This window comes from Flavobacterium sp., assembly GCF_044357305.1.
GTDB lineage: Bacteria > Bacteroidota > Bacteroidia > Flavobacteriales > Flavobacteriaceae > Flavobacterium.
Genome location: NZ_JBIKPS010000005.1, coordinates 131,884 through 147,124 on the forward strand (window position 1 = coordinate 131,884; position 15,241 = coordinate 147,124).

Consider the following 15,241-nt stretch of genomic DNA (forward strand, 5'->3'; position numbering starts at 1 on the left):
TTAAACCCTAAACCGTTTTTTAGGTCTTACTTTTTTAAAAATTGTTTAATTACAAATAGAAACAAATGTTAAAGGAAAAATTTCTATTAAAAAATATTTAAAAAAAATAGTACTTTTATGCCCATGAAAAAGACCCTACTTCTATCTATTATAATTACTGCATTATTTTCAATAAATTGTTACTCGCAATTTAGTAAAACGCATTATATACCACCTTTATCCAATTCGGATAATCAAGAGCCTCAGGGTCAGTATATTTATATTTCCTGTCCAAGCGTAACGCCTGTAAGTTTTATTATTCAAGAAATTGGAGGTACTATTATTTCTGGAACTGTAAGTAGAGATACTCCATATATATATAATATCGGTTCAGATTTTGACACACAATTATTAATTTCAAGAAGCGATGTAAACTCTATAAAAAATAATAAAGGATACATCATTAATGCTCAAGACTTAATCTACGCCAATGTAAGATTAACTTCTACAACTCAAAACTATCAGGCTGGAGGCTTAGTTTCAAAAGGTGGTGCAGCACTAGGAACTCATTTTAGAATAGGTGGGTTTATTAATACAGGAGCGCCCTCAACAACATCCAATCATTATACTTTTGCTACAATATTAGCAACAGAAAATAATACTACCATTTCATTTGCCGATATAAAACCTGGAGTGCAACTTATTAATAATACGGCTGCAGGAAGCAATCCTTCCAATATTACATTAAATGCAGGACAAAGTTTTGCCATAGCTGTAGAGGGTCCGAATGTTGCAAATAAAGACGGCTTAATTGGAGCTTCTATTACTTCAAACAAACCAATAGCAGTAAATTGTGGCTCTTTTGCAGGTAGTAATGGTTCAACATCCAATCTAGATTTAGGAATGGATCAAATTGTGTCTGCAGAAAGGACTGGAATGGAATATATCTTTGTAAAAGGTTCTGGAGTAGATGTAACCGAAAGACCTTTATTGATAGCCGATCAAGATACTACCGAAATTTACCTAAACGGAAGCACAACTCCCATTATAACTTTAAATTCGGGTCAATATTTGGCGCTGAGCGGATCCGATTTCTCTGCCGATGGTAATCTGTATGTAAGAAGTTCCAAAAATATTTTTGCCTATCAAGGAATTGGTGGTTCTAATAGCCAAGCCAATCAAAACATGTGTTTTGTTCCTCCGTTAAGTTGTCAAACGCCTAAATCAATAAACAACATACCACTTATTAATGAAGTTGGTGATTTAACAGATTTTTTAGGAACCGTTTGTATAGTAACTAAAACGGGGGCAACTTTAACTTTTATTATCGATGGGGTAAATTATTCTTTTGCTACATTACCATCAAGCCTTAACATAAATGGTCCTTTGAATGTTACCGGGAACCCTGATTTTGTGACTTACAGTATTGAAGGATTGACCGGGAATGTTTCGGTTTTTTCTACTGAACAAGTATATGTTTCTTATTATGGAACGAGTGGTGCCGCTACTTATGGTGGTTATTATTCTGGTTTTACTTTTAAACCAGAAATTGTATTCCAACCTACGGTCACTAACCTATCAGATTGTATCCCTAATATAAATCTTAATGTAAATTCAATTAGTAACTTTGATGTTTACCAATGGTATTTTAATGGAAACCCTATTTCAGGAGCAACTTCTAATAACTATATTCCTACTCAGCCAGGATATTATAAGATTAAAGCATCACTAACTGCCTGCGGAATTGATTTTTATTCCGATGAAATTCCGGTAAGTTCTTGTGCATTTGACACCGATAATGATAGTGTAAATGACAATATTGATATTGATCTCGACAATGATGGTATTACAAATTGCAACGAATCACTAGGAGATCAAGTTATATCTCTAGCAAATACAACTACAGGAACTATAAATGTAGGTACCTATTCCAATACTTTTAATGGAATTATAACCACCTCAACAGCAACAAGTACAACGCCATTCACTGGAAGTTCTGATGGAAGTTTTATTTCCGATGTTCCTATAGGGAAAACCAGTTTTGTAAAATACACCATGAGTTTTACACAACCTATTTCATTGGCTATGGAATATGTTACCACTGCAAACTCAACTGATTTATTAGATTCCAATGGTGATTTTATCTTGAATTCTCCTATTAATAAAACCATAACGGTATTAAATCCAGACAATCAATTATTGATTGATACTAATTATGATGGAATTTATGAAAGTGGTGTCACCCAATATTCCTCTTTTGAAATTCGCTTCCGACTTAATAGCACGGTTCCATTAGCAGCAGGAACAGGAACTTTCCAATTTTTGACTAATAATTCTAGTACCCTAATTTTTACACATAAAAATCTTTCAGAAACCATTGGTGACAAAGCAACTTTCAAATTAATTGTTACTTGCCTAGCTAAAGATTCCGATGGAGATGGTGTTCCAGACCATGTCGATTTAGATACTGATAATGATGGGATTTTAGATCCTATAGAAGCACAAGGCGCAATTTATACCTCTATTTCTAACGTGGATACAAATCATGATGGAATGGACGATGCATTTGGAACCGGAATAACTCCAGTAGATTCGGACGCCGATGGAGTTGCAGATTATTTAGATTTAGATTCCGATAACGACGGAATTTACGATATAAACGAATCGGGTTCAACAGCATTAGATGCTAATTTGAATGGTGTTATAGACGGAAGTGCTTTTGGAATTAACGGTTTAGCAGATGCAGTTGAAACCTCACCAGATAACGGAGTTTTAAATTACACCCTTGCCAATACAGATTCTGATGGACTTAACAATTATTTGGATAACGACAGTGATGCTGATGGATGTTTAGATGTTATTGAAGCTGGATACACACTATTTAATGCAACCTTTGGCACATTAGGTCTTACAGCTCCGCCAACAGTAAACGCAAACGGAATTGTAACTAGTGGCCCCGCTTACTTAGTTGCAAGTCAAGATTATGTTATTGGAGCTCCAATAACCATTACTGTACAACCCCAAGCTATGGTAACCTGTGAAAATCAAAGTGCTACTTTTACTATTACTTCCAATACTGTTACTTCCTACCAATGGCAAGTATTTAACGGAACCACATGGGCAAATGTGGTTAATAATGCTATTTATTCTGGAGCAACTACTAACACAGTATCAATTTCAAATGTTAGTCCATCCATGAGTGGTTACCAATATAAAGTTATTTTAAATAAAAACGGAAATAAATGCGGAAGTGAATCTATCCCAGCTGCACTAACAACATATGCTTTGCCGGTAGTAACAAGTCCTATTACCTTAAAACAATGTGATGATGATATTGATGGAATATCCGATTTTAATTTAACCGTAAATAACTCTCAAATATCAACCAATTTTGCCAGCGAAACGTTCACTTATTTCACAACACTAGCCGGAGCAAACACTAATGATCCCTTGGTTAAAATACCTAATCCTATAGTTTACAACAGCGGAAGCGGAACCGTTTGGGTGCGAGTAGAAAATATACACGGCTGTTTTAGTGTGGCGCAAATAAATTTAATAGTTTCGGTTACCCAAATAAACGCTGCAACTTTTCATAGATATTTCACTCTTTGCGATGATGCTGTTACCGGAATTTCAACAGATACGGATGGAACTTCCTTATTTAATTTTAGTAGCGTAACTAATGACATCAATGCTATTTTGCCGATACCAAGTACCAATTATACTATAAAATATTATGCAAATAATGCCGATGCTTTAGCGCAAATTAATGCAATTAACCCAAGTGCGTATAGAAACACCACTATAAACCAACAATTAATTTATGTAAGAATTGATAGTAATAATTACCAAGGATGTTTCGGATTAGGCCCTTTTATAACTTTAACAGCAGAAGCACTTCCTATTGCAACCCCTATTAATGCTACCAATACCATAAGACATTGTGATGACGATCAAGATGGCGTTTATATTTTTGACACTTCTACGCTTCAAGCAGCAATTTTAAATGGTCAAACCAACAAAACAGTAACTTATTACGATGCAACTGGAACTGTAATAAGCCCTATTACAACCTTCACAGTAAATACTACCCAAACTATAACTGTTAGAGTTACTAATAACCTTACTCAAGCAACCGATGGACCTTGTTATGACGAAGAAAACATAACTTTTATTGTTGATAAATTACCTCAAATTTTCACTGTTCCTCCAGCTCAATTAAACAAATGTGATGATGAATCCGATCCGGCTTTACAAAACGGAAGCTATCCATTTGACACCACTAGCTTTGAAAGTATTCTTTTAGGAGCACAAACTGGGATGAACATTACATTTACTTTACAAAATGGGCAAGTACTTCCGCACCTTCCAACAACATTCAATACTGCAACACAAAATGTAGTAGTAACTATTACCAATCCAATAAATCCGAGTTGTCCTGCAACTGCTACTTTAAATTTTGTGGTTAATCCAATTCCAAATATTGATTTAAATCAAAATGGTTGGGCAAACCAATTAGTGTGTACTAACCTTCCAACCTTTACCGTAACTATAAATGCGGGAGTTCTTAGCGGAACACCTATTAGCAATTACACCTACCAATGGTATTTAAATACTGTTTTAATTCCTGCAGCAACCAATTATTCTTTAACCGTTAATGCTGGAGGTACCTACTCTGTAATAGTTACAAATGCAACAGGCTGTACCGAAACTAGAACTATTGAAGTAACTACCTCAGTAATTGCCTCTATAGACCACATTAATATTGTAGATTTATCTGATTTAGATACTGTAGAAGTTATAGTTACCGGAAATGGAAATTATGTGTACAGCATTCAGGATCCTTATGGACCCTACCAATTTTCTAATTTTTTCGAAAATGTTCCTATGGGAATCCATACCGTTTACATAAAAGATTTAAATGGATGTGGTATTGCACAACAAACTATTTCCGTCCTTGGTGTACCAAAATACTTCACTCCAAATGGTGACGGGTTTAACGATACTTGGAATATCAAAGGCGCTAGCTATAAATTTTATTCCAATTCGATAATTCAAATTTTTGATCGCTACGGAAAATTTATCAAACAAATTTCCCCAGTAGGAAGTGGATGGGATGGTCTTTACAATGGTGCATTAGCTCCAGCAGATGATTATTGGTATAATATCCAATTAGACGATGGCAGAACCACTAAAGGACATTTTAGTTTAAAACGATAATGAATATGCAACTAGTTTTTAAATTTATTGCCCAATTAAACAAACTCTTATTACCAAGTTTCACCAAAAAACAACTGGATATCACCAACGCCAAAAAATGGCAAATGGCTCTTATTGGCTGGCGGTATTATGTAACTAAAAGAGCATTAGGAAATTAAATAATACAATAATAATTAAGCAATAAGTAATATTTAATTTTCTTCAAATGATTTGCAGATAACATAATAATCCCTATATTTGCACCCACAAAAAAGGCCTCGTGGCGCAACTGAATAGCGCACTTGATTACGGCTCAAGAGGTTACTGGTTTGAATCCAGTCGAGGTCACTAAGAAAATCCTTAAACGCACTGATTTCAGTGGTTTAAGGATTTTTAATATTAATAAATGTACGATTTTTGTATTGTTAGATAAATAATACTTGTATAATCATTACTAATATTTAAAAAATACTCAAAATTTCAATTTGACCTACTTATTTAATTAAAAAAGACTTTGAATTCATTACTTTTGATGCAAATTAAAACTCCTAATGTACAAGTCTAAAGAAAATTTTGAAATTCAAAAAAAACTAACTTTCATTATAGTATTTTTGTTTTTAATCAAATTAACCGCTTGGTATTTTACTAATTCTGTTGCTATATTAACCGATACTTTAGAATATACCATCAATGTCATTAGTGGTTTTATTGGACTATACAGCTTGTACCTTTCTGCCAAACCAAAAGATAAAAACCATCCTTATGGCCACGGAAAAGTAGAGTTTCTATCGGCAACTATTGAAGGAACCCTAATGATAGTTTCAAGTTTTGTAATTATCTACGAAGCTATAAACAATTTAAAACATCCACACGAACTAAAACAACTTGATTTCGGGATATATTTAGTAGGGTTAACAGGAATTATCAATTACATAGTTGGTCATTTTTCTATAAAAAAAGGCAAGAAAAATAATTCCTTAGCACTAATTGCAACAGGAAAACACATGCAATCCGACACCTACGCAACCCTAGGCATTGTAATTGGTTTAATTCTAATTTATTTCACGCATTATACCTGGATAGATAGTGTTGTAGCATTTGTTTTTGCTGTCATCATAATTGTTGCTGGATATAAAATATTACGCACCTCTATTGCTGGAATCATGGACGAGGCCGACGATGAATTGTTAGAAAAAATGGTAGGTTATTGCCAATCTAAACGTCGCGAAAATTGGATTGATTTGCACAATTTAAGATTTATAAAGTATGGAGGAACACTACATCTAGATTGCCATCTTACCATTCCGTGGTATTTCAATATTCACGAAGGGCATTTGGAGGTTGATGAATTAGAGAAAATTGTAAAAAACAACTTTGGCGACAGTGTGGAACTGATGGTGCATACCGATGGTTGTTTGGAGTTTTCTTGTGAAATTTGCAGCAAAAAAGAATGCCATGTGCGTAAACACGAATTTGTTAGAACCATTGAGTGGACTATTGAAAACATTTCGTTAGACAACAAACACCGAATAGATAATTAATCCTCCGTTTTTCTTATTCTAGTCGTTTCATATTTTTTAATTATTTTTTTTCTATATTTATATCAGAAATTAATTCTATTCTTTGCTTATGGAAACCAAATTAGACTTAAAACTTGCAGTATTAATTGATGCCGACAACGTTCCTTATGCTAACGTAAAAGAAATGTTTGAAGAAATTGCTAAATACGGCACACCAACTTTCAAACGTATTTATGCCGACTGGACCAAGCCTACCGTTTCTGGATGGAAAAATGTTCTTTTAGAAAATGCCATCACTCCTATTCAACAATACAGCTACTCCACTGGGAAAAACGCAAGTGATAGCGCATTAATAATAGACGCCATGGATATTTTATATACTGGAAAAGTGGATGGCTTTTGCATTGTTTCTAGTGATTCTGATTTTACCAGATTAGCAACCCGCCTTAGAGAAGCCGGCATGAAAGTAATTGGAATTGGTGAGAAGAAAACCCTTACACCATTCATTACCGCTTGTGATAAATTTATTTATATTGAAATTTTAAAGAAGCAAACTTTTGAAACACCAACAGGCACTAAAAATACAAAACCTTCCAGAAGCTCTAAAACACAAAGCAACAATGCTATAAGCAAAATTGATCCTAAAATAATTCAATTATTTTCAGATAGTATTGACGATTTAGAAGATGAAAATGGATGGGCATTTCTTGGAGAATTAGGCAATTTAATGCTTAAAAAGAAACCCGATTTTGATCCAAGAAATTATGGCTTTCCTAAAATGTTAGCGCTTATTAAAAGCATGAACCAATTTGTAATTGACGAACGGGAAAGTGGAAAAAATAACATCAAGCACATTTATGTTAGAAGAAAATAAGTAACCCACCTAGTAACTTAATGAGTCTTTATAAAATAATTCGATTTACGATTAGAAATCTCCAATAAATTATTAGAACTTTGCACACTTTTTTATCGTAAAACACAACAACTTACGATTAAGAGATTCCCAACAAATGAAAAAGAAAATAGAAATACTTGCTCCTGCTAAAGATTTAATTCAAGGAATGGCAGCCATTAATAGTGGTGCCGATGCAGTTTATATAGGGGCTCCACAATTTGGAGCACGTTCCAACGCTACCAATTCTATTGAAGATGTGGCCGAATTAGTAAAATATGCCCATTTGTTTTACGCTCAAGTTTTTGTTGTTATCAATACCATTCTGTATGATAACGAACTAGAAACCTGTAGCAAGATGATTTGGGAGTTATACAATATAGGTGTCGATGCCCTTATTGTGCAAGACATGGCAATCATGGAAATGGATTTACCTCCAATTATTTTACACGCTAGTACGCAAGCCAATAATCGAGATCCAAAAAAAATAAAATTCTTGAAAGAGGCAGGAATGAAACGTGTGGTTTTGGCTCGTGAATTAAATTTGCATCAAATAAAAGAAATCAGCGATACGACAGATGTAGAATTGGAATTTTTTGTGACGGGTGCCTTGTGCGTGTCCTTCAGCGGAAATTGTTATATGAGTGTTGCCAATGGTGAACGGTCTGCTAACCGCGGATCGTGTGCACAAAATTGCCGTTTGCCTTACAATTTAATTGATGGAAATGGCGATACTTTAATAAAAAATAGTCACCTTCTTTCTATAAAAGATTTTGATGTTTCCGATCAAATTCCGAATTTAATTGAAGCCGGAATTTGTTCGTTCAAAATTGAAGGTCGATTAAAAGATATTGTTTATGTAAAAAATAACGTTTCTTATTTGAGACAAAAATTAGATAGTTTTTTAGAAGGTAATTCCGATAAATATACCAAAGCATCTTCTGGAAAATGCACTTTTACTTTTGATTCTTCATTAGATAAAAGTTTCAATCGTGGGTACACCGATTATTTTGTAAACGAACGATACCAGTCTATCGGATCTTGGGAAAGCCCAAAATCAAAAGGACAATACATTGGAAAACTAATTCAAACTGTTGGAAATTCCTACCAAATTGAGAATGGTGAATTGTTAAACAATGGCGATGGTCTTTGTTTCATCAATGAAAATAACGAAGCCGACGGAATATATGTTAACCGCGCCGAGAATGGCTTTGTGTTTCCAAATGTATTGAAAGAAATTAAAGACGGCACTTTTATTTATAGAAATAATGATGCCGCTTTTATTAAAGTTGTGGAGCGGGAAGATAGTGCTGTTCGAAAAATTAGCATCTCCTTATTATTATTTGAAAATGAAAATGGTTTCGAATTAACTGCCACCGATGAAGACGGAAACGTAAGTTCAGCAACTTTAGTACATCCAAAAGAGGCAACCAAAAACAACGAATCAATTGAAGAAAACTTCAAAATTAATTTGGCTAAAACAGGTTTTACTCCTTATATAGTAGATGAAATTACAATTCAATTTTCTGGAAATTGGTTTCTTCCTATTTCCAAAATAAATGAAATGCGAAGAACAGTATTAGAACAACTATCTGAAACTCGTTTGGCAAATTACCATAGAGAAGAACAACCCATCGTAAAAACATCGCATCCTTATCCCGAAGAAAAATTGGACTTCATGTATAATGTTGCCAACAAATTGGCACGCAAATTTTACGAACGCCATGGCGTAACCGAAATTGAAAAAGCATTCGAATTGCAATGGGATCCAGGAAAATCTCGGGTAATGACTACCAAATATTGCATCAAATACGAATTAGAAAAATGTCCAAAATACCACAAAGATACTTTAGGCGTTAAAGTTAAAGAGCCTTTGGTATTAAAACAAGGCGAATTGGAATACAAATTGAAATTCAATTGCAAACCTTGCGAAATGGAAATTTGGGAAAAAGATGCCGAATTTGAAATTGAAGAAGATTAGTTTTAAAAATAACTTAAATAAGTACTTTTTTAAGTTATTTTTTATTAATTTTGAGAAAAACAAGTACTTATGAAAGTAATAAATTATACTGACTTACGTCTTAACTTAAAAAAATGGATGGACAGTGTTACCGACGATAGCGAAGAGATTATCGTAAAACGAAAAGATAATAAAGATTTAGTTTTAATTTCGCTTGATGAATACAACTCTTTAAACGAAACCAACTATTTACTGTCAGGAAAAAATAGAGACATTTTATTGAATTCTGTTAAAGATGTTAGAGAAAATAAGGGATTAATTCAAAATGAATTAATTGAATTATGATACTTTCATGGCAAAATCAGGCATGGGAAGATTATCTATATTGGCAAAAAACAGATAAATCAAAACTCAAAAGAATAAATGAATTAATAAAATCTTGCCTAAGAACCCCTTTAGAGGGTATTGGAAATACTGAGAGTTTAAAACACGATTTACAAGGATTTTGGTCAAGAAGAATAGATTCTGAACATAGGCTAGTTTACACTTTTCAAAATAAAAATATTATCATCGTATCTTGCAGATACCACTACTAAATAAAATCATGACTAAAAAAATCATAGCATTCTTAAGTTTATTTATTGTGCTTTCAACACAAGCACAAGTAAAGAAAATCACTCTTGAAGAGGGAGTTTTGCAACAAGGAAGAAAATTTGGAGCTGATAAACTAACTGGTTTTCAATGGATTCCAAACACAACTAAGTACGTTTATTATACCGATGCTTGGTCAAAAATGGTTACTGCTTCTACTGCTGATGCAAAAGCTACAGAACTAATTACTTTGGCAGAAATCAATTCGGTATTAGGAACCAAACTGAAAAATTTCTTTGGAACACAATGGATAGATGCTACTACCCTTTTAATTTCAGAAAACGGGAAGTATTACTCTTATTCCTTGATTTCAAAAAATGGAAAAAATATTCAGGAAACTTCTGAAAAATCAGATAATCTAACTTTTGATTCTAAAAAGGAGAATTTAGCATTCACAGAAGATAACAATTTATATTTCTTCAACAAAAACAAAGAAAAAGTTGCTGTCACATCTAATTCAGATAAGAATATTGTATCTGGTCAAACTATTTCTAGAAGTGAATTTGGAATTTCGGGAGGAATTTTTTGGTCGCCAAACTCAAATTATTTAGCATTTTACCAAAAAGACGAAACCGAAGTTGCCGATTATCCATTACTGGACATTACTGAGACTCCTGGTAAATTAGTGAATCTTAAATACCCAATGATTGGACAAAAATCAGAAAAACCAAGAGTTGGAATTTATAATCTAACAACGGGGAAAACTGTGTTTATTTCTCCTAAAAGTGGTGATGTAAATGATTATGTAACCAATCTTTCGTGGTCACCTGATGAAAAATATATTTTGATTGCCGAATTAAATCGGGGTCAAAACGACATGAGTTTGAATGTGTATGATGCAAATACCGGTAATTTTGTAAGAACTATTTTGAATGAAAAAAATAATGCGTGGGTAGAACCAGAGCATGACGCCTATTTTCCGAATGCTAAATCTAATAATTTTGTGTGGTTTAGTGAAAAAGAAGGATTTCAAAATCTGTACTACTATTCTATTGAAGGAAAATTAATCAAACAATTAACCAATAATAAATTTCCTGCAAGAGAAATTATAGGATCTAATCCAGCTGGAACTGAACTATATTTTAAAGCCACAGGCGAAAACGGAACCAACATGTTGGTGTATAAAGTTGATTTAAATGGCAAACAAACATTAATCACTAAAGATTTAGGAGTTCATAATGTAGCGATTTCAACGGATGGAAATTGGTTTTTTGATGAATATTCCAATCATGCAACACCATCGAAATCAATTTTATATAATAAAAACTTAAAAGCTACTACTTTATTAGAAAGTAAAAATAAATACGAAGGTTATGAAATGGGAACTTCCGAAATCAAAACCATCAAAGCAGCCGATGGCACAACCGATTTATATACACGATTAATCAAACCAAGTAACTTTGATCCTTCCAAAAAATATCCAGTAATGGTTTATGTTTATGGTGGTCCGCATGCTCAAATGATTACCAATTCGTTTTTGGATGGTGCTAATCTTTGGATGTATTGGATGGCAGAACAGGGTTATTTAGTTTTTACAGTAGATAATAGAGGTTCTGATAATAGAGGATTTGCTTTTGAAAGTGTAATTCATGGAAGATGTGGAACAAACGAAATTGAAGACCAGATTAAAGGAGTGGATTACTTAAAAACATTACCATACGTAGATGAAAATCGTTTGGCAGTGCACGGATGGAGTTATGGAGGATTTATGACAACTTCGTTAATGTTAAGAAAACCAGACGCTTTTAAAGTTGGAGTTGCCGGTGGACCAGTAACCGATTGGAAATGGTATGAAGTTATGTATGGCGAACGATATATGGACACACCTGCAGAAAATCAAAAAGGATTTGATGAAGCAAGTACACTTAATTATGTAAATAATTTAAAAGGGAAATTGCTTTTAATTCACGGAACCAGTGACGATACGGTAGTGATGCAGCACAATTTTGCTTTAGTGAAAAAATTTGTGGAAGCAGGTAAGCAAATAGATTTCTTTCCCTATCCAATGGCGAAACACAATGTGCAAGGGAAAGACCGTGTGCATTTAATGACTAAAGTTTTGAATTATATTATTGAGAATAATAAGTAATTCAAATCCAATTAATTTTTAAAGGTTTATCGGACGGTAGAGCAATAATCCATTTGCTGAAAAATAGGGAAGAGCATATTGCAGTGGTTTGTCAAAAACATTTTTGGGTATTTTAGAGAATTCATCTTTAAAAATATTTTTTAATTCAAGATGATAATCTAAACTTAATGAAGAATAACAGAAAACTTCTGCTACGGTATGAAAAACAATTATTTTAAAATCTGAGTCATGAGTGATAGTTATGATTTTGCAATATTCTAATAATTCATTAGCATATTCTTCAATTTCTTTTTTTGTTTTATTAGTAATTTCTAAAAACCATAATTTATAGGCTTTGAATCTAATAGTTGGAAAAATAAAAATTTTCTCTAAATCTTCCTGATTAATAGTTGTTGAAACAAAGGTTTTTTTTCCTATTATTAGTGCTTCCGGAATATTTTTTGAAATAAAATAATACCGAAATAATACCGATTGGGAAAACACAAAATCTTGTAAGGACTCTAAGGAGTCGTTCTTTTTTATTTCGTTCGGATATAATTTATAAGCATATTCATAATTTTTAATTCGGAAAGCTGGATCAAAGGCATCTTCTAAAACATATTCTTTAACAAATTTATTTTGGATGAATTCTTCAAAAAAAAGTTCCGGTTTTTTTGTTTTCAACAAACTATCATAAACATCTAAAGCTACATTTACTTTATAGGAATGCTCTTTATTTTGAATACTATTAAAGAAATCCCATAATGGCTTATAGCTTTCATTTTCAATACAATGAAATAATAAAGAATCGTTTTCTTGATTTCTTTTTTTCATTATAATTCCATCATTATAAGAGTTAGATTCTACAGTATCTATAAAATTTTCCCAAGAATCATATCCGATAAAACGTGCCAATACCGTTAAAGTATTTTTGTAAGGAACAGCACCATTATAATTAATAAATAAACGGTATAATGTTGTCACTGAAATACTTCCAAAGCCTTCTTTTAAAAGAATTTCGCTTAGCTTTTGGCAATCTGACTTATTAGAAACTACAAAAAAAAGCTTAAGTGCAAGCTGGCTTTTTAGTTCTAATAGAGTATAAGTATTTAAAGTGAATCTTGTTTTAGACATGTGTAAAAAATTTCATACAAACTTAACTATTTTTGATGAGTTGATAAACAATATTTTTTTTGCTCAAAATTTTAATACTTATCTTTGTTACATAAATTATTACTAATTGTTAATTTATAATAAATTTAAACAGAACTTTTTATAAAAATTTGAAAAAAAAGACACGAAATTCTTTGAAGTTTTCAACTCATTTATTTTATTCTAAAAATGAATCATGGTGGTTGATAGGCTTTTCAATGTTACTTGCAGGTGGGATAATTGTAGAACCTCAGTTAATTTGTTCTGCATTAATTAAAGGCCAATTGTCGGACATGTGGCTGTATTGGAGTGCCGCAATCGGTTCGGCCTTTAGCGTTTCCTTTTTCGCTCATTTATGGCAAAAAATCCCTGTAAAAACTGAAAATGAATTTTTGCTTTTTCGTTTCTCAGGATTAGGAGCTAAAGTTCTACACCAATTTAGAAGCTTGTATTTAGGTGTTGTGGTAATTCCACTTATTATAAGTTTTAACGTGTTAGCTTTTAGTAAAATTTTAGGGTCTATTTTAAATTTAGAACTTCATCAAGCCATTTTAGTATTAATGCTTTTATTAATTATTCTAACCTTTTTTAATAGCTTGAGAACTCGACTTCGAATGGATTTTATATTGTGTATAATTTTCATTATTCTATTCACTATTATAATATTAAATCTATTCTATTTAACCGGAGGATTAACTAATTTATCCAACACTGTTAGGTCTTCTAAAATTAATTTTACAATCATTCCTTCTATAGGATCTAAAACCTTTAATGCTTTCCTAGTTTTTATTTCTGTTCAATGGTGGTCTGCAAATTTATTAGATTATCCCGATATGAATGGGCAAAAATTAATGGCTAGTAAAAACAGTGAAAACATTGTTAGAAGCATCTTCTTGCCCTCTTTATCCATTGTGCTTTTTAGGGTATTGTTATTTACTTTGCCTTTTATGGCAGTAGTTTATGGATATACTAATAACTGTAGCGATAGCGAATTGGCATTTACTTCACTCTTTACAAAAACATTACCATCTTGGATGCTATTATTTGTTTTGATACTTTTTATGATCCCCTTTTTATCCATCGTACAAAATCTGCAAAATTGGGGCGGATCCTTATTAGTAGAAAATTTCTATAAGCAATTTATAAACCCAATTGCAGATGAAAAAAAACTTAACAAATTAGGGGTGTTAGCGATGAATTATTTAATAATTTCTGCTAGTAGTATTGCATTTTATTCAAATTCGTTAGTAGAAATAACTAAATATTTACTTGCAATTACTGCTGGAGTTGGACCTGTTTTTATGTTACGATGGTATTGGTGGCGTATTAATGCCTGGTCGCAATTATCTGCAATGCTTGCTGCACTAATCTATCCTCCTCTTTTAGATTGGTTAGTAGACAATAATAGTACTACACATTTACTATTAATCCACTTAGAAAGTAAATTAGGGATGGAGTATTATCCTATTAAACTAATTGTATTAACAATTATAGTTTGTAGTACTTGGCTGACAGTTACTTTTCTTACAAAACCAACGGACAGATTGGTATTGGAAAATTTTGCCAACACCATTAAACCTGGTGGTTTCTGGAAGGGTTTTGGCAGTAAAAGTAAAAGTTTTTCTAAAGCAAGAATATTGGCATGGCTATTACAAAGTGCCAATAGTTTTATTGTATATTTTATGTTTTGGAACTTTCTAATCGGAAATTATAATGTTTTTATAATATTATTATTAATTTTCTGTTTAAGTTTTTTTATAGCATACAAATTAATTCAGAAAGCTAATAATCTTTATGAAATGGAATTACTAAAATAAATA

Annotated in this window: 10 protein-coding genes and 1 tRNA gene; 10 read left to right on the plus strand and 1 reads right to left on the minus strand. The window is 32.4% G+C overall.

All coding sequences use genetic code 11. The annotated features are described in order from the left end of the window. The first annotated feature begins 123 nt into the window (after nt 1-123). From ACIQ2J_RS05660 to ACIQ2J_RS05700, 9 genes are all read left to right on the plus strand, one after another. Complete coding sequence (locus ACIQ2J_RS05660) at nt 124-5,199, plus strand: T9SS type B sorting domain-containing protein (protein WP_396167426.1); 5,076 nt, start codon at nt 124-126, stop codon at nt 5,197-5,199. Between the two features lie 5 nt (nt 5,200-5,204). Further along, entirely contained in the window at nt 5,205-5,357 is a 153-nt protein-coding gene (locus ACIQ2J_RS05665) for an SsrA-binding protein (protein WP_396167427.1), read from the plus strand. Between the two features lie 95 nt (nt 5,358-5,452). Then, nucleotides 5,453-5,526: transfer RNA gene (locus ACIQ2J_RS05670), tRNA-Arg, on the plus strand. 203 nt (nt 5,527-5,729) lie between these two features. After that, nucleotides 5,730-6,719: a cation diffusion facilitator family transporter gene (locus tag ACIQ2J_RS05675; protein ID WP_396167428.1), complete on the plus strand. Its 990-nt coding sequence runs from the start codon at nt 5,730-5,732 to the stop codon at nt 6,717-6,719. 88 nt (nt 6,720-6,807) lie between these two features. Further along, the gene (locus tag ACIQ2J_RS05680; RefSeq protein WP_396167429.1) at nt 6,808-7,572 is read left to right on the plus strand and encodes an NYN domain-containing protein; all 765 of its coding nucleotides are present in this window, start codon (nt 6,808-6,810) and stop codon (nt 7,570-7,572) included. Between the two features lie 136 nt (nt 7,573-7,708). Further along, nucleotides 7,709-9,571, plus strand: coding sequence for a U32 family peptidase (locus tag ACIQ2J_RS05685; protein WP_396167430.1), 1,863 nt, complete (start codon nt 7,709-7,711; stop codon nt 9,569-9,571). A gap of 69 nt (nt 9,572-9,640) precedes the next feature. After that, entirely contained in the window at nt 9,641-9,895 is a 255-nt protein-coding gene (locus tag ACIQ2J_RS05690; protein WP_396167431.1) for a type II toxin-antitoxin system Phd/YefM family antitoxin, read from the plus strand. After that, the gene (locus ACIQ2J_RS05695) at nt 9,892-10,146 is read left to right on the plus strand and encodes a Txe/YoeB family addiction module toxin (RefSeq protein ID WP_396167432.1); all 255 of its coding nucleotides are present in this window, start codon (nt 9,892-9,894) and stop codon (nt 10,144-10,146) included. Before ACIQ2J_RS05690 ends, ACIQ2J_RS05695 begins: the two co-directional genes overlap by 4 nt. Nucleotides 10,147-10,154: 8 nt before the next feature. Then, entirely contained in the window at nt 10,155-12,290 is a 2,136-nt protein-coding gene (locus ACIQ2J_RS05700) for a DPP IV N-terminal domain-containing protein (protein ID WP_396167433.1), read from the plus strand. A gap of 18 nt (nt 12,291-12,308) precedes the next feature. Here the strand turns inward: ACIQ2J_RS05700 and ACIQ2J_RS05705 are convergent, their stop codons facing one another. Continuing rightward, entirely contained in the window at nt 12,309-13,403 is a 1,095-nt protein-coding gene (locus ACIQ2J_RS05705; RefSeq protein WP_396167434.1) for a hypothetical protein, read from the minus strand. A gap of 149 nt (nt 13,404-13,552) precedes the next feature. Between ACIQ2J_RS05705 and ACIQ2J_RS05710 the strand changes: the two genes are divergently transcribed. Further along, nucleotides 13,553-15,238, plus strand: coding sequence for a hypothetical protein (locus tag ACIQ2J_RS05710; RefSeq protein ID WP_396167435.1), 1,686 nt, complete (start codon nt 13,553-13,555; stop codon nt 15,236-15,238). Nucleotides 15,239-15,241: the final 3 nt, after the last annotated feature.

Coding starts and splice junctions, on each gene's coding strand:
- ACIQ2J_RS05700 (WP_396167433.1), top strand. CDS start 10,155: ATGACTAAAAAAATCATAGCATTCTTAAGTTTATTTATTGTGCTTTCA.
- ACIQ2J_RS05660 (WP_396167426.1), top strand. CDS start 124: ATGAAAAAGACCCTACTTCTATCTATTATAATTACTGCATTATTTTCA.
- ACIQ2J_RS05675 (WP_396167428.1), top strand. CDS start 5,730: ATGTACAAGTCTAAAGAAAATTTTGAAATTCAAAAAAAACTAACTTTC.
- ACIQ2J_RS05665 (WP_396167427.1), top strand. CDS start 5,205: ATGCAACTAGTTTTTAAATTTATTGCCCAATTAAACAAACTCTTATTA.
- ACIQ2J_RS05695 (WP_396167432.1), top strand. CDS start 9,892: ATGATACTTTCATGGCAAAATCAGGCATGGGAAGATTATCTATATTGG.
- ACIQ2J_RS05680 (WP_396167429.1), top strand. CDS start 6,808: ATGGAAACCAAATTAGACTTAAAACTTGCAGTATTAATTGATGCCGAC.
- ACIQ2J_RS05690 (WP_396167431.1), top strand. CDS start 9,641: ATGAAAGTAATAAATTATACTGACTTACGTCTTAACTTAAAAAAATGG.
- ACIQ2J_RS05705 (WP_396167434.1), bottom strand. CDS start 13,403: ATGTCTAAAACAAGATTCACTTTAAATACTTATACTCTATTAGAACTA.
- ACIQ2J_RS05685 (WP_396167430.1), top strand. CDS start 7,709: ATGAAAAAGAAAATAGAAATACTTGCTCCTGCTAAAGATTTAATTCAA.